Annotated in this window: 16 protein-coding genes; 5 read left to right on the top strand and 11 right to left on the bottom strand. The window is 66.9% G+C overall.

Annotated features, from left to right (window positions below):
• Positions 1–34: 34 nt before the first annotated feature.
• The 4 genes from ATK30_RS23905 to ATK30_RS23890 form a co-directional block, all read right to left on the bottom strand.
• Positions 35–1,474, bottom strand: a complete 1,440-nt coding sequence (locus tag ATK30_RS23905) for a sensor histidine kinase (protein WP_416332787.1) — start codon at positions 1,472–1,474, stop codon at positions 35–37.
• Positions 1,471–2,163, bottom strand: a complete 693-nt coding sequence (locus tag ATK30_RS23900) for a response regulator transcription factor (RefSeq protein ID WP_009083592.1) — start codon at positions 2,161–2,163, stop codon at positions 1,471–1,473. The genes ATK30_RS23905 and ATK30_RS23900 overlap by 4 nt, the downstream gene beginning before the upstream one ends.
• Before the next feature lie 514 nt (positions 2,164–2,677).
• Positions 2,678–3,298: a trimeric intracellular cation channel family protein gene (locus ATK30_RS23895; RefSeq protein WP_101437520.1), complete on the bottom strand. Its 621-nt coding sequence runs from the start codon at positions 3,296–3,298 to the stop codon at positions 2,678–2,680.
• A 9-nt stretch (positions 3,299–3,307) separates the two neighbouring features.
• Positions 3,308–3,961, bottom strand: coding sequence for a response regulator (locus tag ATK30_RS23890; RefSeq protein ID WP_101437519.1), 654 nt, complete (start codon positions 3,959–3,961; stop codon positions 3,308–3,310).
• A gap of 635 nt (positions 3,962–4,596) precedes the next feature.
• Between ATK30_RS23890 and ATK30_RS23880 the strand changes: the two genes are divergently transcribed.
• The 3 genes from ATK30_RS23880 (at position 4,597) to ATK30_RS23870 (ending at position 7,645) form a co-directional block, all read left to right on the top strand.
• Complete coding sequence (locus ATK30_RS23880; protein WP_208637409.1) at positions 4,597–5,688, top strand: MFS transporter; 1,092 nt, start codon at positions 4,597–4,599, stop codon at positions 5,686–5,688.
• A gap of 421 nt (positions 5,689–6,109) precedes the next feature.
• On the top strand, positions 6,110–6,706 hold the full coding sequence (locus tag ATK30_RS23875; RefSeq protein WP_101437516.1) for a hypothetical protein: 597 nt from the start codon (positions 6,110–6,112) through the stop codon (positions 6,704–6,706).
• A 48-nt stretch (positions 6,707–6,754) separates the two neighbouring features.
• Positions 6,755–7,645, top strand: coding sequence for a hypothetical protein (locus ATK30_RS23870; protein ID WP_101437515.1), 891 nt, complete (start codon positions 6,755–6,757; stop codon positions 7,643–7,645).
• 141 nt (positions 7,646–7,786) lie between these two features.
• On the opposite strand, the gene ATK30_RS23865 is transcribed toward ATK30_RS23870, so the two are convergent.
• Positions 7,787–8,458, bottom strand: a complete 672-nt coding sequence (locus ATK30_RS23865; protein WP_101437514.1) for a hypothetical protein — start codon at positions 8,456–8,458, stop codon at positions 7,787–7,789.
• A gap of 472 nt (positions 8,459–8,930) precedes the next feature.
• Positions 8,931–9,779 carry a PEP/pyruvate-binding domain-containing protein gene (locus ATK30_RS23860; RefSeq protein ID WP_158242493.1) on the bottom strand — a complete coding sequence of 283 codons (849 nt, stop codon included), beginning with the start codon at positions 9,777–9,779 and terminating at the stop codon, positions 8,931–8,933.
• 273 nt (positions 9,780–10,052) lie between these two features.
• Here ATK30_RS23860 and ATK30_RS23855 point away from each other — a divergent pair, with 273 nt between their 5' ends.
• Positions 10,053–11,924 (top strand): AfsR/SARP family transcriptional regulator, encoded by a 1,872-nt coding sequence (locus ATK30_RS23855; RefSeq protein WP_101437512.1) that lies wholly within the window; start codon positions 10,053–10,055, stop codon positions 11,922–11,924.
• A 41-nt stretch (positions 11,925–11,965) separates the two neighbouring features.
• Here the strand turns inward: ATK30_RS23855 and ATK30_RS23850 are convergent, their stop codons facing one another.
• The gene (locus ATK30_RS23850) at positions 11,966–13,372 is read right to left on the bottom strand and encodes an NAD(P)/FAD-dependent oxidoreductase (RefSeq protein ID WP_101437511.1); all 1,407 of its coding nucleotides are present in this window, start codon (positions 13,370–13,372) and stop codon (positions 11,966–11,968) included.
• Positions 13,373–13,551: 179 nt separating this feature from the next.
• On the opposite strand from ATK30_RS23850, the gene ATK30_RS23845 reads away from it, so the two are divergent.
• Entirely contained in the window at positions 13,552–14,598 is a 1,047-nt protein-coding gene (locus tag ATK30_RS23845; protein ID WP_101437510.1) for a methyltransferase, read from the top strand.
• Positions 14,599–14,665: 67 nt separating this feature from the next.
• Here the strand turns inward: ATK30_RS23845 and ATK30_RS23840 are convergent, their stop codons facing one another.
• From ATK30_RS23840 to ATK30_RS23825, 4 genes are read right to left on the bottom strand one after another with little or no spacing between them, the layout of a single operon-like run.
• A complete protein-coding gene (locus tag ATK30_RS23840) occupies positions 14,666–15,391 on the bottom strand; it encodes an SDR family NAD(P)-dependent oxidoreductase (protein ID WP_158242492.1) in 726 nt (241 codons plus the stop codon).
• An 8-nt stretch (positions 15,392–15,399) separates the two neighbouring features.
• A complete protein-coding gene (locus ATK30_RS23835) occupies positions 15,400–15,723 on the bottom strand; it encodes an antibiotic biosynthesis monooxygenase family protein (RefSeq protein WP_101437508.1) in 324 nt (107 codons plus the stop codon).
• Positions 15,720–16,049, bottom strand: coding sequence for an antibiotic biosynthesis monooxygenase family protein (locus ATK30_RS23830; protein ID WP_101437507.1), 330 nt, complete (start codon positions 16,047–16,049; stop codon positions 15,720–15,722). Before ATK30_RS23830 ends, ATK30_RS23835 begins: the two co-directional genes overlap by 4 nt.
• Positions 16,049–16,780 (bottom strand): SDR family NAD(P)-dependent oxidoreductase, encoded by a 732-nt coding sequence (locus ATK30_RS23825; RefSeq protein WP_101437506.1) that lies wholly within the window; start codon positions 16,778–16,780, stop codon positions 16,049–16,051. The genes ATK30_RS23830 and ATK30_RS23825 overlap by 1 nt, the downstream gene beginning before the upstream one ends.
• Positions 16,781–16,794: the final 14 nt, after the last annotated feature.

The raw sequence follows: 16,794 nt of genomic DNA, 5'->3' as shown, positions 1-16,794 counted from the left end.
CCCGGTCGGACGACAGCCCAGCCTGGCGACCGGCTCAGGCGACAGGCGCCCCCGGCAGCCGGATGGTGAGCAGAGCCCCGCCTTCCGGTGCCCGGTTGGCGTAGACCGTGCCTCCGTGCCGTTCGGCGGCGTGCTTCACGATCGCCAGCCCAAGGCCGGATCCGGGCAGGGTGCGCGCCTCCGACGAGCGGTAGAACCGGTCGAACACCTTGGGCAGGTCCTCCTCGGCGATGCCGGGCCCGGAGTCCGCGACCTCGACCACCGCGGTGCCGTCGCCGAGCGGACGGAGCGTGACCCGCACCCGCGAACCCTGCGGCGAGAACTTCACCGCGTTGTCCAGCAGGTTCAGCACCGCCCGTTCGAGCGAGCTGTTGTCGCCGGTGAGCACCCACGGCTGCAGCGCGACCTCGAACTCGATCTCGCCCGCCCGGCGGCGCGCCCGGTCGAGCGCGCGCTCGACCACGTCCATCAGGTCGACGCGCTCGGCCTGCTCGCGCGGTTCGTCTTGCCGCGCCAGCTCCACCAGGTCGCCGATGAGCTGGGTGAGCTCGTCGAGCTGGCCCCGGATGTCGGCCTCGATGTCAGCTCGGTCCTCGTCCGGCAGCGACGGTGCGCCCGGACGACTGGCCGACAGCAGCAGTTCCAGGTTGGTGCGCATGGAAGTCAGCGGGGTGCGCAGCTCGTGCCCAGCGTCGGCGACGAGCTGCCGCTGCCGTTCCTGCGAGTCCGCGACCGTGCCGAGCATGATGTTGAAGCTGTGCGTGAGCCGCGCGAGTTCGTCGTCGCCACTCACCGGGATCGGACGCAGGTCGCCGGTCGCGGCCACCCGTTCCGCGGCCGACGTCAGCCGGTCGACCGGGCGCAACCCAGCCCGCGCGACTGCCGTGCCCGCACCCGCGGCCACTACGATCCCGGCGCCGCCGACCAGGAACAGCACCACGGACAACTGGTTCAGCGCCCGCATCGTCGGAGCCATCGACTGCGCCAGCACGATCGCCTGCCCGTGCCCGAGCGGCACCGCGACCACGCGCATGCCGGTGGCCGCGTCGGTGCGCAGTGACTGCGGCAGCACGCCGGTCGCGACGCGCACCTCGGCCGGGCCCACCGGCGGCCGAGTACCTGGCTGCGGATAGATGAGGTCGCCGGTGAAGCCGTTGAGCTGGCCGATCTGCAGGTCAGCGCTGGCCAGCAGGGCACCAGGGACCTCGCGCAGCTGGTCGGTCGGCACCTGCGGCGAGTTCGCCGCGGCTTGTGCCCGGGCGAGCAGGTTGTCGTCGAGCTGGGTGAGGAGGTTGTTGCGCACCACCAGATACGCGCACAGGGAAACGAGCGCCACGGCACCCGCTACGCACGCGGCTGCCAGCAGCGTGACGCGGCCGCGCAGCGAGAACCGGCGGGTGCTCCACCGGGTGCCGCGCGGATCGGGCACCTCCCCCGCCGGCGCGGCCTGCTCGCCCGCCGGGGGATCGGTCACGGCGGGGTCTCGCGCAGGACGTACCCCACTCCACGCACCGTGTGGATCAGCCTCGGTTCGCCCTCCGCCTCCGTCTTGCGGCGCAAATAACCGACGTAGACCTCCAGCGCGTTGCCCGACGTCGGGAAGTCGTAACCCCATACTTCCTCCAGGATCCTTCCGCGGGTCAGCACGTGCTTGGGGTACGAGAGGAACAGCTCGAGCAGCGCGAACTCGGTGCGGGTGAGACTGATCTCGCGACCGCCGCGGCGGACCTCGCGAGTGCCCGGGTCCAGCGTGAGGTCGGCGAACGACAGCACCTCCGACGTCTCGCCCTGCTGAGCGTCCGGCGCGGCGCGGCGCAGCAGGGCGCGCAGGCGGGCGAGCAGTTCCTCCAGAGCGAACGGCTTGGGCAGGTAGTCGTCGGCGCCGGCGTCGAGGCCGGAGACCCGGTCGGAGACGGTGTCGCGGGCGGTCAGCACGAGAATGGGCAGGTCGTCGCCGGTGCTGCGGAGCCGGCGGGCCACTTCGAGCCCGTCGAGGCGCGGCATCATCACGTCGAGCACCATCGCGTCCGGACGGTTGGCGAGGATCGTCTCCAACGCCTGCGCACCATCGCTCGCGAGCTCCACGGTGTAGCCGTTGAACTCCAAAGACCGCCTGAGCGATTCACGGACGGCACGGTCGTCGTCCACTACGAGGATGCGCATGCCGCCAGTCTTACGCAGAGTGCTGAGACCCGCCTAAGAACACACACAGAACACACAAAGAGCATCTCCCCGGAGTCCGGCGCGTAACAGGCGGGGCGGCGGACGCGACCATCAGCTGGGCCTGAGAGGGAGGAGCGCTGATGGCCAATCGGAAACGGCTCGGTCCCGGGTGGCTGGCTGGTATTTGTGTACTTGGCGTCATCGGGTTGATCGGCAACGCGTGCGGCAGCAAGGACGCCGGGCCTTCTGCGCCCGCCTCCGTGACAGTCCCGCTCACGACGCCTGCTTACAGTCCGGTCCCGACGTACGAACCGCCAACCACCAGCGAGACACCCACCTCGACGCCAACGTTCTCGCTGCCTTCTGACGACCCCGCCGACACCGGGACCGGGTCTGGCGGCACTGTCACTCCCCTGCCCGACGATACAGGCGGCAGCGTGCACGTACCGCACATTCCGCACCCGCACGGGCACACCTGCGTCGGCGGGAAGCACATCCATATCTGCAGCTGACGTCACAACGACCGTTCTTCCGGCGGCCGTGCGACCGGAGCGTTCCAGTGTCGCCAGAGCGTGAGCACGCGGATCGCGACGACGACCGCCGCGGAGACGGTCGTGACCGCACCCGCCGGGAGACTCAGCGCGTGCCCCACCCAGACGCAGACCGCGCCGGTCAGCGCGGCCATCGCGTAGATCTCCTTGCGCAGCACGAGCGGGATCTCCCGCAGGAGCAGGTCGCGGAGCGCACCGCCGCCGATGCCGCTGGTCATGCCGATCAGGCAGGCGGCGTACCCGGTCGCGCCCGCGTTGAGTGCCAGTGTCGTCCCGGCGGTGGCGAACACGCCGAGCCCGACCGCGTCCGCGAGCAGCACCGCGTGCCGCAGCCGGGCGACCTGTGGGTGGAAGGCGAACACGACCAGCGCCGTCACCGCGCAGACGGCCAGGTACGGCCAGTTCCGCAGGGAGGTCGGCGGATGAATGCCGAGAAGCACGTCGCGGATGATGCCGCCGCCGAGCGCCGTGGTCAGGCCGACCACGACGACACCGAACACGTCGAGCCGCGCCCGGACCGCGGCCAGCGCCCCGGACGCCGCGAACGCCACCAGCCCGGCGAACTCGAGCGCGGTCAGCAGCATCTGCTGGTTCTACTGGTCGAGGAGCCCGCCGCGGTAGGCCAGGAGCGCGGCCTGCACCCGGTTGGCCGCGCCGATCTTCGACAGCACCGCCGAGACGTATCCCTTCACCGTCGCCTCCGACAGGTGCAGCCGTCCGCCGATCTCGGCGTTCGACAGCCCCTGCCCGATCAGCGCGACGACCTCACGTTCGCGTTCGGACAGCGACGCCAGCAGCTTGCGCGCCGGCTGCGCGGCCCGCTGCTCGTCGCGATGGCTCTGCACCATGCGCACGGCCACGCCCGGATCAAGGACGGCACCGCCCTTGGCCAGGTCGCGCACGGCCCGCAGCAACGCCGACGGGTCGATGTCCTTAAGCAGGAAGCCGTTGGCGCCGAGCCGCAGCGCGAGGCTGACGTACTCGTCGATGTCGAAGGTGGTGAGCATGGCGACGGTCGGCGGATCGGGCAGCGCGAGAATGGCCCGAAGCGCGCGAATGCCGTCGTCAGGGGCGCGCATCTTGATGTCGAGCAGCGCGACGTCAGGGTGATAGCGGCGGGCGACCTCGACCGCCGATCTGCCGTCGCTTGCCTCGCCCACGATCTCGATGTCCGACGCCCCGGACATCATGGCGCGCAGCCCCGACCGAACTAGTTCCTCGTCGTCGGCGAACATGAGCTTGATCAACGAAGCCCTCCGGCAGACCGTGGGTTGGAGGCGGCTCCCCGCACCCGTTACGGAAGATTACCTACTGTTGTTCATGGTTTCGAAACCAGACACGACCAGGTGACTCGGCTGGTCCACCGGAGCGGCTGATACCAGCAGTCGACCCTCGTGCAGGTCACCCACATGAGTCAGTTCTTCGGTGGGGAACCGCCGAGTTGCGTAACCGATCAAGAACGGGCGGATGTTCATCGCTGGTTCGTCGCGAGAGTTCCCGGCGGCGCGTCCGGAGACGGCTCAGCGACCGGTCCGCGGTACCTCGGTGAGCTACCAGACCTTGACCGCAGCCACCGGCGCACTGATCGAAAAGGCGACCGCCGAACGCGCCGCCCCTGATACCGTCGCGCCGATGTTCCAGTTCATCGTCCTCTTCAGCTGACGGTCCTGCGGCCCGCCCCTCGCAGATCCAGCACCGACCCGGGCGGGTCTCAGCGCGCCGTTTTTCGGCGCAGGAACCCGTTGGCCGCGCGCGCCTCAATCCGCGCTGTGCACTGGAGAACGACGTGTCAACTGAACAATTTTCCTACTGGGCTGCGCTGCGCCAACCCCACGTAGTGCGCTCTTTCCTGCCAAGCATCCTGGGCCGGTCGTCGCTGGCGATGTCCGGGCTCGCGCTCGTGTTGCTTCTGGAGTCCGGCAGGGGGTCGTTCGCCGCGGCAGGAGCCGTCACGGCCGTGCTGGGAACTGCCAATGTCGTTGCGACGCCCTGGCGAGCGCGCGCGGTCGACCGGTTCGGGCAGACAGCCATCTTGTCCGTGCTGGGTGCGCTCCACACGATCGCGCTCATCGTGTTCGCCGCGAATCCGGACGCACCGTTGCTTTTCTTGCTGTGCCTTGGCACCGTTGCGGGGCTGTCAATCCCGCCGTTCGGCTCGACGATGCGCGTCGTCTGGTCGGCGGCGCTCGCCAGCGGGCCGCTGCGTACTCGCGGTTTGAGCCTGGACGCCGTCGCCGAAGAGTTGATTTTCGCCGTCGGCCCCTTGACCTCCGCGATCCTCACCGCACTCGCGGATCCGACGCTGGCGCTTTATGTCTCAGCTGGGTCTGTCGCCGCAGGCAGCGGCCTTTTCGTGCTCAGTCCCCTGTCCAGGCAGCAGCGGGGACACCGCGCCAAGACCCTTGCGAAAACTTCGAAACCTTTGCGGTCGCCCGGCTTTCTCCCTGTGCTGATCGCGATCCTCGCGCCGGGAATCATCCTCGGCGCGGTCGAGATCGTGGCACCAGCCATGGGGGCAGCCGAGGGCTCCGCGGTTCTCCCGGGCGTCGTCTTGGCCCTGTTCGCGGGTACCAGCGCACTTGGCGGTCTGCTGTACGGCCGGCTTAATCCGCGGTGGTCGGCTGAACGGCAGCTGCTCATTCTCGGCGCCGCGTTGGTCGGCATCAGCGCGACCGCCGGGCTCATTGGGTCGACACCGGTGCTCGTCATCGGCATCGGCGCAGCTGGCGGCTTCATCGCACCCCTGCTCATCGTCGGCTACCTCGCGGCAGACGCCCGCACCGATCCCAGCGCGCGGACGGAAGCGAGCAGTTGGATCAACACCGCGGTCAACCTCGGCGCCGCCGCTGGCTCCGGCCTCTTGGGCGCGGCGACAGAAACCACGGCACCCGGCACCGCACTCGCGATCTGTACGGCAGCCGCGGCGTTCGTCCTGCTCGTCAGTGTGCCCCGGCACCGTCACGCAGTGCGGTGAACGGTCAGTCGCGAGCCGCGTTCCTTCGCCACGACGAGATCCCGCGCGCCTTCGGACCGGGCGCAGGACTTGATCGACCGCGGCGGGCAACGGGTCGCAACCATGCCGTCAGATCATCACCGGATAGCGAATCAGTCTTGGACGCCGGGTTGCGCGAAGCGGCAAGGCTTGAGAGATGGTCTCCGCTATTCGTCTCCCTGTTCCCGGTTCCGATACCCGCCGAGCAACAGCTTCGTAGTCAGCTTGAGGTGCGCGCCCAGCAGCGATGGACCTCGGCGGATTCACGCAGCGATCTGTTACGACGGCAGCCCATCGCTCGGCCGCCCGGATGCTATCGACCGCGTTTCGGCGATCACCCACGGCCGATCGGACGCGACGCTGAATCGACACGGCAGGCGCGAAAGAGGTTCTCAATGGCGGCTTGTCGGACCTGACGGGCAAGAAGTATGTGCACGCAGCCGAGTTCCTCAATGAGAACGCGGGCCGCCTGGTCGAGAAGCACGTCAGCGCCGTAAAGGGCGAAGCGTCTCGGCTCAAGGAAGAGGCCGACCTCGCCAAGGAGCGCTACCTGAAAGCACCGCCCGGCAGCGACGAGGCCAAGTTCCAGACTGAAACGGAAATGGCGAAACGCGCCGCGGCCGAGGACCTGGAGACGGACGCGGCCTCGGTGGCTCGACGGGTTGGCAGCAAGATCCCCGTGGTCGGACTGGGCATCACGGCAGCCGGGATCGGGTGGGACATCCACGAGGGCAAGCCGCCCGCTAAGGCGATCATTTCCGGCCTCGCGGGCGCTGGTGCGGCCGCGCTGGTTGCCGGTCCGGTCGGCTGGGGTGCCCTCGCCGCTGTCGGCGTGGGTATCGGTGCCGGCGCTCTGGTTGATTACGGCTGGGACCACTGGGTTCCCGAGGGAGCCAAACACGCGATCAACGAAGGCGCGGAGGCCGTGGGGCATGCGGTCGGCAATGCTGCGAGCGCGGTGGGCCACACGGCCACGAAGATCTGGAATTCGATCTTCTAGCGTCCTGGTCAGCCAGACTCGGGATAGGCGAACGGAGAACGGAGCAAGATGACGGACACGCCGGGCACGGTGACGGGCCGCGTGCCCCAGCCCAGCGAGTGGGCCGGAGCCAGGAAGACGCGGTACGTGCTGATCGCGTTCGTGTTCGCGCTGTTGACCGTCGGTGGTATCGCGGTCGCCGTCTCGACGTTCGGCAGCGGGCCCTCAGACCCTCGCAGCGGTGTCATCATCCTCGCGACACCCCTGTTCCTCGGTGTCGCCCTCGATGTCCTGCTCACTCGCCTGCTGACGTCCGCGCGCGGTGCACGCGGTGTGCGGACGGGTCAGGTCCCCGAGGTCGGGGAACCCGGGCTGCTCGTGCCGTACTCGGCCACGCTCACCACCATCCACGTCGCCGCGGCAGTGGTGTGTTTCGCCTTGTTCGCAGTGCTCGGCATCGCCGCCGCCGCGGTCGTCGCCAGCCAGGGGGCGCATGGCAACGCCGGTGCCGCCGTGATCGCGATCGTGTGCCTGGTGTGCGTGATCTCGCTGATCGTCAGCGGGGTGCTGGTGCTGCGGGGCAAGCTCCGGCGCGGCGTGCTCGCGCTGACTCCCCGCGGCGTCTACCACTGCTCCTGGTCGTTCTCGACGTATGCCGACTGGGACACGATCATGTACGTCGGCGCGGCCGACGCCAACGGCCCGATCATCGAGCTCGCCACCACGGACAGCGGCGAGCGCTGGTACCGCCGGCGCACCCGGCTACGTCGCCAACCGGAGCTGGCGTTCAACCCGCATATCGGCATCCAAGCGCGCCTGCTCTCCGCCGATCCCGCCCTGGTCTACCAGACCCTGCGCTTCTACCAGCGGAATCCTCAGGCCCGCACCGAACTCGGAACCGAGGCTGCCGTGCAACGCGTCCGCACACGAGCAGTCGTCGTCGCTGATACGGCGCGATAACTTCGTCGCCCGCTTGGCATAGGTGAATCAGTGGCTTGACCGGGTGCGCCATGAGCACACCCCGCGCTAGGAAATCAGCCACGGGCCGGGATGCCTAAAAGTGACGGTTAAGTGTGAGCTCGGGCGTCGCAGGTTCAAAGCTCACAGCGCTGACCAGCGGTTATGTGCCCCCGGCAGGACACGCAAAACATGGGCAACATCATCATCCGACGCCGGTTGCGGCGGAGCCTGCATGTCGCGGTTGGCATTTGCGCTGGTCAGAGCGATCACGGTGGCCTCCTGCTCCACGGCTGGCACCGTTTCAGCGCGCAGGGTGGCGCGGATCGTGACGTTGCGGGTGACGTGGTCGTAGTAGATCTTCATGCCGCAGGCTTCGTACAGACCCCGCTGCGGCGGGTCGGGTGCATCGGCCAGGTCGAGCGACAGTTGCGGCAGCATGTCGAGCAGCTCGGGCTGTTGAGGCTGTTCCCGTTCGGCCACGATTCGCAGCTCGTCCAATTCGGCCAGCTTCGCCCGTCGCTGGTTCTCCAGGTCGGCGAAGCGGGCGCGGAGCCGTTCGGCCCACGCACGCCCGGCCTCGTCGTTGTCGTCGATGGTCTTGGCTTCCCGCTCATCCATGAGGTTGTCCTGGCGGCGACCTAGCTGGGCGATGGCCTTCTCGACCGCCGCGATCCGCTTCTTGTGGTCCTGACGCTCATGGATGCCTTGCTTGGCCATTTGGTGCCGCAGGAGCACGGCGCGGTCTTGGCCGAGGACCCGCTGGGCAAAGAAGGTCTGCACGCAGTCGAGCAGCCGGTCTTCTCGCACGTACACGGAGCGGGGGTGGTCGGCGTAGTCCTGTGGGGTTCCCGACGCGGTCCAGTTGCGGTTGGCAGGTGTAGTAGGCCAACTCCCGGCGGGTCTTGCCGAACATGCGCGCTTGTCACACGAGACGTGGTGGACATAGTGACGCAGGACGTAGGTGCGTCGGGTGGCCGGGTGCCGGTTGGCTCCGGCCATCCGCGAGCCCTGCCGGCACCTGCCAGATCGTGGTGAAACACCTGACCCGGGCCGTCTGGCACACATCGATCGGCACCGTTTTCCAGCGCGCCGCGGTCGAAACCGAAGCAAAGTTCCCGTCACGCAACGCTTTCGAGAGCGGGAGGGCTGCTGCGAACAAACCGGATTCGTCCGGACGGCAGCTCGCGACACCCGCCCGCATTGGGGTCGCGAATCCCGTCCGACTGAGCTACCAAATACGGACAATTACCTCTTTCCATGCAAAGGGAAGATAAATTCGACCTGATCACGGCCGGAGCGCCCCAGCCCACAACACAGTGCATCGGCCGCCGGCGAACGCGACCTCCACCTGGGCGGCCTGGCCCGCCTTGTGCTCCGCCTCCGAAGCGATCAACGCCAGGGTTCGAACCTGCAGCATGCTGACGCACGGGGCACGCCGCAGAGCCGGGGGAGTTGCCACCTCGACAACGCCTCCGGCCCCCGGCACGAATGTCCGCTCCTTGATGCCGATCTGCTGCCCGATGATCGACAGATCCGCGCACTGTACCACAAACCGGTCCATCGCCACGCGCGGATGCGGCAGCGGCTCTCCCGTCCCCCAAGCCGCTTCGATAAGAAATCCGCCGTTCACAGACAAGGATCGGGGAATCGACGACACCAGCGCATAGGCATCAGCCGCTACGAATGGCTGAATGACCACCACGGATGGCGCATCCGGAACCTCCGTCGACGCGAAACACTCGGTCACCGCGGCGACGATCGCGTCGGCGCCGACGACGTTGCGGAACACCAGTGGATCCCGCAGCTGGTGTCGAGGCCGGTCGCCAAGGCTCGACCAGGCAGCGCGCACGTCAACGGCCCCGCCGCATGCACCGGCCTGCTCGTCGATGAGATCGTCGACCTGCTGCAGCAGGCTGCCGCGGTCGAAGAGGCGACCGCGCCGTCGCACCCGCGGAGGCGGTGCGATCGCACAGAACGAACGCGGCACCCGGAACTGGCGCGACAAGCTCATCAGCAACGCCACGTCCGGACAGGCCAGACCGGAGCGGGACAGCCCCCCTTCCTGAAGCCAGACGATGCCGTCGCCTGCGATATCCGATACCCGCGCCGCTGCCGCGGCACCTTGCTCCACCATGGCACCCCTACCGCACGCTGCATACCGTCCACATTCATCACGCAACGTCATGTCAACATATATTGACGACTCTGTCAATGCATGTTCACGTCAGCAAATCCGTGTCTCATGATCGACTTTGACACTCGACCGACCCGTAGGTACTGTCCCAGAACAGTAGACGTGATATCTGGGGAGGGCGTTCTGCCCGCGAGGTACCGATCGGTCAAGGTGGCGATGATCGTCGATTGTTGAACCCTAAATAAAATATTTGAAAACGCTGGGGGACGCGTCTTGTTATTCAACATACTTGGTCCGTTCGAGGTAAGGAATGCCGGTGGTGAGCTGAGGCTGACCGCGCCGAAGCTCCGGCAGGTCCTCGCTTTGCTGGTGGCCCGCAACAACCAACCAGTGCAGATCAGCGAGCTGATCGACGAGCTGTGGGGCGACACGCCTCCGATCAGTGCCCAGCCGACACTACAGACCTACATCTACAAGCTGCGCAAGATTCTGCTGGCGCAGATCGGATTGCCTGAGGTATCCCTCGATACCAGCTACTCGGGCTATCTGCTGTCCCTCGAAGAGGATGCGGTGGATTTCCGCCGGTTCGAGCGGCTGTTGAACGAGGGCAGAGCCCTCCTGCCCGGCGAACCCGAGCGTGCGGCACGGGTCCTGGCCGACGCGCTCGCGCTGTGGCGAGGACCCGCGCTGGCAGATGTCCCGGTCGGCGGCATACTCGCACCGTACGTGGCTCGGCTAGAGGAGCTTCGGCTGGCCGCGCTGGACCTGCGGGTGGATGCGGACCTCCGGCTGGGCAAGCACAAGGTACTGGTTAGCGAACTGCGTGGGCTGACCAAGGAGTACCCCTTGCAGGAGAACATCTACGCGCAGTTGATGCTGGCGCTCTACCGTTCCGGCAGGTCGTCCGAGGCGCTCCAGACCTACCAGCAATTGCGGACCATCCTGGTGGAGCAGCTGGGCACGGAGCCGACATCGCGGGTGCAGGAGCTGCACCAGGCGATGTTGTCCTGCGACCCATCGCTCGATCTCTCGCTCGCCCCGTCCGACGCATCGGAGCATACGAAGACCGGGTGGCCGGCTCCCGCTCAGTTACCGCCGAGTACACCCGACCTCGTCCATCGGCAGCGCCAGTTCTCCCGGTTGCGCGAGTGCACGATGACCGATTTGGATACCCGGTCGCTTGCCGCGGTGGCAGCGGTAACGGGGCCGCCGGGTACCGGAAAGACCGCACTCACCGTCAACTTCGCACTCGCGGTACGCGACGAATTCCCGGACGGTCAGCTGATCGCCACTCTCAACGAGGGTGGATGTCCGGCTGATCCGAACGACGTGCTCGACCAATTCCTGCGTGCGGCGAACGTGCCTGGACCGATCCCCGGTGGGCTCGACGAACGTGCCAAGCTGTTCCGTTCGTGGGGCGCGCCGCGGCAGGTACTCGTCGTGCTGGACGACGCGGACAGCTTCGCGCAGATTCGCCCGCTTGTGCTCAGCGGACCGCGCACGATCACATTGGTCACCAGCCGAAACCGCCTGGCCGGACTGCCCGCGAGCCGCACCATCGAACTGGGCCCGCTCAACACCGAGCAGGGGGTACTGATGCTCGAAGGCATTCTGGGCCGGATCGAGGCCCCCGATGAACGGCGGGCCGCCTGCCATCTCGTGGAACTGTGCGGCGGTGTTCCGCTCGCACTGAGGTCCGCGGCACACCGGCTGATGGCCACGCACGGTCGGTCGCTGGCCTGGTTCACCCAGCGGCTTCGTGACCCCGGCAGGCGACTGGAGCTGCTGTGCTGCGAGGACATCGATCCGCGCCAGCTGTACGATCGTGCCTATCGGAGCCTGAACACCGCGGAGCTGACCGTGCTGCGCGTACTGACTTTGTTGCCGGACAAGGAATTCGACTCCTCCGAAGTGACCAAGCTCCTACGGCACGACTGGCGGGTGGTCGACAAGATCCTCGGTCGGCTCGCCGACCTGCATCTGCTCACGGTCCTTCGGCACAGCGGCGAGGTCCGCTACAGCTTCAACGAGCTGGCACTGGCCTACGCCCGCGAACGGCTCCAGCAGGACCTCTCACTGGATCTGCGGCAGGAACAGCGGACTCCGTTTCCAGCCGGGCTGGTGGATCTGCAAATGCGCGCGTGAACGGGGCACCGCTGGGGGGCGACCAGACGCCCCCCAGCGGTTCACTCTTCGCGGTTCGCGGAGGTCTTGGGCACTCGGGCGAGACCGAGCTTCGGTGCGAAACTCAAGTAGATGCCGCCGACCGCCTGCTCTGCGCTGAGTGGTTCGTCCCGCATCTTGTCCAGATGGTTGAACGGATTACGGTCACCGGACTCACCGCCGGTCAGCTCGCGCACAGCGAAGTCGTAGGCGGCTCCCTTCGCGTCGTCCATGTCCTCGATACCGGAGATGATGCGCAAGAAAGCCTCGTGCAGGTTCAACTCGTTTTTCTCCCCGGCAGACAGTTGCTGCGCCTGGTAAAAGTGATAATCCTTGCCGCGATAGCTCTGGTAGAACACTGAGACCAGTACCAACATCCGTTCGTACGCCCGCCGATAGACCCGCTGGTAGAAGCCGAAGGCCTCCTCTTCAGGCATTTCATCACGCAGCACGCTTCCGATCGCGGCAGCCGCGAGCATCCCGCTGTAGGTGGCCAGGTGTACCCCAGTGGACAGCAACGGGTCGAGGAAGCAGGCGGCGTCACCGCTGAGCAGGTAGCCCGGGCCGGTGAAGGACTTCGCAACGTACGAGTAGTCCTGTTCAAGCTTGACTTCGGAGGCTGGCTCGGCACCTTTCAGCAACTGCTCGACCGCCGGACACTGCTTGACGGCCTCGTCGTAGACCTGCCCGATACCGCCCAGCTCGGCACGCCGCCCGGCGAAGGCCTCCTTGCCGGTGACCAGCCCAACGCTGACCGTGTCATTGTGCAGCGGGATGATCCAGAACCAACCACCGGGCACCGAGCACACCCCGGTCGACCCCTCCGGGCCGCCCGGCAAGGTCTTGGCCCCCTTCCAGTACTGCCATACGCCAACGTTCCGAAACATCTCGTGGTGCCGGCGGTTCTTCAGGTACCGGGTGGCGAACACACCGCCACGACCGGAGCAGTCGACCACGTAGTCGAAGGCGATCCGGCCCTTCTCGCTCGCGTCTTTGGTGTTCACCCAGGTGGCGGCGACCGGGCGAACGCCGTCGAACTCGATCTCGCGGACCGTGACTCCCTGGTGGACCGCTGCGCCGAGTTCGGCGGCGTGATCGAGCAGTATCCGGTCAAACTCCGAGCGGACCACCTGCCAGGCGTACGGGGTGTCGTCGCCGAGTTCGTTGAACGTCATCTCCCATTCGTCCGGGCCCCAGCGGAAATACACGCCGCGTTTGACCTGGAATCCGTGCTTCTCGATCTTTTCGCGTGCGCCCAGGAGGGTCAGGATGGGAATGCACGACGGCAGAATGGACTCGCCGATATGGTAGCGGGGAAAGTGTTCACGCTCCACCACGGTCACTTCGAAACCTTGGCGGGCCAGCAGGCCCGCGGTCGTCGAACCGGCTGGCCCACCGCCGATCACGAGAACCTGAGTGGTTTGCCGCATTGTCTCCCACTTTCTCGGGTCTTCCGGACGGCTCCACAGTGATCGGTGCCGCTGGTCGGCCGGTCACCTCGCGATAGGCCGGTGAGGTGAGGCCGGTGCGACCGCAGTGCGAGGCATGGTTGGGACCGTCGACAGATGAGCGCCATCAACGATTCCCATGCCGGAGAAGAGGGCTACAGATGACCAGAACCAGTCACGCTCCCGTTCCCGTCGATCTCGTGCGCAGGCTGGAGCACTTGGCCGTCGGGGCTGGAGTCGCGGCCTGTCTGCAGGCCGCGATCAAGCTGGGCATCCCGGACGCGATCAGTACCCAGCCGACGACCCGCGAGGTGATCGCCAAGACCGTGCGCGCCCATCCGGTCGCCGTAGGACGATTGCTCCGAACGTTGAGCAGCCAGGGAGTCTTCACTCAGGTCGACGAAGGCCTGTTCGCGCACAACGAGTTGTCGCAGATGCTCACCGAAGATGCCCCGTTCGGACTGCGCCACCTGGTGACCTGGCTCGGCGCGGCCTGGACGTGGGAGGCGTGGCCCCAGCTGGATCAGGCAGTGCGCACCGGCGAAGCGGTGGTGCCTCGGTTGTACGGCAAGCCGTTCTACCAATATCTCAACGAGGACGCGCCGGAGTCGTCCGCGGTCTTCGACAAGGCGATGACCGCGGTAAGCAGCCTGTCGTCAGGCAGGGTGGTCGAGGCATTCGACGTGACCGGGATCGGAACCGTTGTGGACGTCGCCGGCGGCCAGGGCCACCTGCTGCGGACGCTGCTGGAGCGGTACCCGGACCTGCACGGTGTCCTGTTCGACCTCGCGGGCACGGTCTCGGAGGCGGATCGCGCATTGGTCGACGGCGAATTGGCGGACCGCTGCCGCATCGTCGCTGGCGATTGCATCAAGGAGATGACCGTCGCCGCGGAGATGTACATCCTCAAGAATATCCTGGACTGGCCGGACGACAACTCGTTGTCGACCCTGCGCAACATCGCCGCGGCGGCCAAGCCGGGTGCCCGCGTCGTCGTCGTCGACAGCATCATGGACAGCGATCCGCTTGAGATGCAGGTGACCTCGGTGATCGACTTGTTCATGCTGCTGAACGTCGGCGGGCAGCGGCACACCCGTCGCGACTTCCGGGAACTGTTCGAGAGGGCCGGGTTCTCGCTGGTACGCACCGCGGCCATCACTGAAACCTTCCCGACGCTGCACCTGGTGGAGGCCCAAGTGACCAGCTGACCGGCGCCACCGGAAACGGCGGTGCGACCAGGTGGTCGCACCGCCGTTAGCTCGCCGGAGAAACACGTCAGATCCCACCGTCCACGTTGATCGTGCTGCCGGTGATGAACGAGCTGAGATCGCTGGCGAGGAACATGATGACGCCGGTCACCTCCTCAGCCTGGCAGAATCGGCGCAGAGGGATGGCCTGCAGCAGGGCGGATCGTGTCCCATCTGGCAAGTCGAGCTGCCGCTCGGTCTGTACGACGCCGGGGGCGACGTTGTTGACCCGGACGTTCTTCGGCCCGAGTTCTTTGGCCAACGACCGGGTGAAGCCGAGGAGGCCAGCCTTTGCCGCAGTGAAATGCGCGTGCGCGGTCCGGCCGCGCATCGCCATCCCCGCGCCCACGTTCACTACCGATGTCCCGGCACTGAACAGCGGCAAGGCTGCTTTGGTGACCAGATAGTGCGTGAGCAGGTTGACGTGCACGGTCTCCTGCACTACGGACTCGGACAGCGACGCGAAGGAACCCGTTTCGTAGCTGCCGAGGTTGTTGACAAGCACGTCTATTCCGCTGAGCCGGGATCGGCATTCCTCGATCGCGGCGGACCGCCCAGCGTCGGTGGTCAGATCGGCCTGCAGGGTGTGGTGCTGCCGGGGGTCCCACCCCGTGCAGGTCCGCAGCGTCGCCGCCGCATCGTGGTCACCTCGATAGCAGGCCACCACCTGAGCACCGGCCCGTGCGAGCGCGAGCGAAGTCGTCCGCCCGATCCCGCGAGTGCCGCCGGTGACCAGGGCACGTTTGCCACTCAACGCAAGTTTCATGACGTTCCCGCCCGATATTCGGCAACTACTTCATATATTCCGAAGACGCCGCGGTCGGCGCCGTCCTGCAACGGCCGCAGCGGCGCGGTCACGTCGCGATGAGCGGCGCCTTCCTCCCAAGACGTGAACGCCGTCAGGTCAGCCCATTCGCTCATCACCACGAACCGGTCACGGTCGTGCACAGAGCGCAGCAACTGATTGCGCAGCAAGCCAGGCGTCGCCGCGAGCGACAGGCTCACCTCGTGATACGCCGTCGAAACCGCGCCTGTCTCGGCACCCCCGTCGCTCGCGTAGACGAGCACCTTTACCTCGCCGGTCATCGTTCACCCGCGCCGATCATCCGGTGCACGACGTGCATGGTCCACATCGAGCCGCCTTCGCGGTACGGGTGCAGCTTGGTGCGGTGGCCGAGATGGCGGTCGCTTTTCTCGAAAGTACGGAACGCTGGTTCGTCCACCCAATCGCTGACGATGTAGTACACGCCAGGTTCATCGTCGCTGCGCGACAGCCACTGGCCGAGGTTGGCCGGTTGCTCGGTGATGGCGTCACCGACTTGCGCCCAGACCTCCTCGAAGTCTCTCTCCATGCCGGGCTTGATCTGCATCCGCAGCAGCACCCGAAACGAGCCGGTGGTCGCGCCTGGCATCAGATACCTCCGTCCACGTCGATGCTCTGCCCGTGCACGAACGACGAAAGCGGGCTCAGCAGGAACAGCACCGCGGCGGCCACCTCGTCGCTGGCGCCAAGGCGCTGCAACGGAATCATCTGCCGATACCGGGTCAGCACTGCTTCGGGCACCTCTGCCTCGGTCTGCGTCGGGCCCGGTGCCACGATATTCACCCGGATCCCCAGTGGACCCAGTTCTTTTGCCAGCGTCCTGGTCAAGCCGATCAGACCAGCCTTCGACGCGGTGTAGTGCGCGCGCAGTGGCACGCCGACGGTCGCGACTTTCGAACCGACGAACACCACTGAAGAGCCGGCGGAGAGCAGCGGCAGCGTCTTCTGCGTGACCAGGAACGGGCCGGTGAGGTTCGTGTCCACGATCCGCTGCCATTCCCTGAGCTCCAGTTCGCTGAACGGGATGTGGCTGATCGCGCCCGCGTTGTTCACCACGCCGTCCAGCCGGCCGAATCTGGTTGCGCATTCCTCGGCCAGCATCGCGACCTGTGCCGGATCGCTCACGTCAGCCTGCACGAGGTGGTGGTCGCCGCCGGTCTCTTTAAGTGCCTTCTCCAGCTCCTGCACCTGGTCGCCCGGGGTGCGGTAGCAGACAACGACATCAGCGCCAGCCTGTGCCAGACACAGCGCGATGCTCCGGCCGATTCCCCTGGTACCGCCGGTGAGCAGCACCTTCTTCTTGTGCACGTCGATGTTCATCCTGGCCTCCTGCC

The organism is Amycolatopsis echigonensis (assembly GCF_002846615.1).
Classification (GTDB): domain Bacteria; phylum Actinomycetota; class Actinomycetes; order Mycobacteriales; family Pseudonocardiaceae; genus Amycolatopsis; species Amycolatopsis echigonensis.
The sequence above is the reverse complement of the archived record's forward strand: the minus strand, read 5'-3'. Positions and strand labels throughout refer to the sequence as shown.

Bases quoted from the DNA above. Each gene is read 5' to 3' on its own strand.
- ATK30_RS23900 (WP_009083592.1), bottom strand. From the start codon at position 2,163: ATGCGCATCCTCGTAGTGGACGACGACCGTGCCGTCCGTGAATCGCTC.
- ATK30_RS23830 (WP_101437507.1), bottom strand. From the start codon at position 16,049: ATGCCAGGCGCGACCACCGGCTCGTTTCGGGTGCTGCTGCGGATGCAG.
- ATK30_RS23845 (WP_101437510.1), top strand. From the start codon at position 13,552: ATGACCAGAACCAGTCACGCTCCCGTTCCCGTCGATCTCGTGCGCAGG.
- ATK30_RS23825 (WP_101437506.1), bottom strand. From the start codon at position 16,780: ATGAACATCGACGTGCACAAGAAGAAGGTGCTGCTCACCGGCGGTACC.
- ATK30_RS23850 (WP_101437511.1), bottom strand. From the start codon at position 13,372: ATGCGGCAAACCACTCAGGTTCTCGTGATCGGCGGTGGGCCAGCCGGT.
- ATK30_RS23835 (WP_101437508.1), bottom strand. From the start codon at position 15,723: ATGACCGGCGAGGTAAAGGTGCTCGTCTACGCGAGCGACGGGGGTGCC.
- ATK30_RS23880 (WP_208637409.1), top strand. From the start codon at position 4,597: ATGTCCGGGCTCGCGCTCGTGTTGCTTCTGGAGTCCGGCAGGGGGTCG.
- ATK30_RS23860 (WP_158242493.1), bottom strand. From the start codon at position 9,779: ATGGTGGAGCAAGGTGCCGCGGCAGCGGCGCGGGTATCGGATATCGCA.
- ATK30_RS23870 (WP_101437515.1), top strand. From the start codon at position 6,755: ATGACGGACACGCCGGGCACGGTGACGGGCCGCGTGCCCCAGCCCAGC.
- ATK30_RS23895 (WP_101437520.1), bottom strand. From the start codon at position 3,298: ATGCTGCTGACCGCGCTCGAGTTCGCCGGGCTGGTGGCGTTCGCGGCG.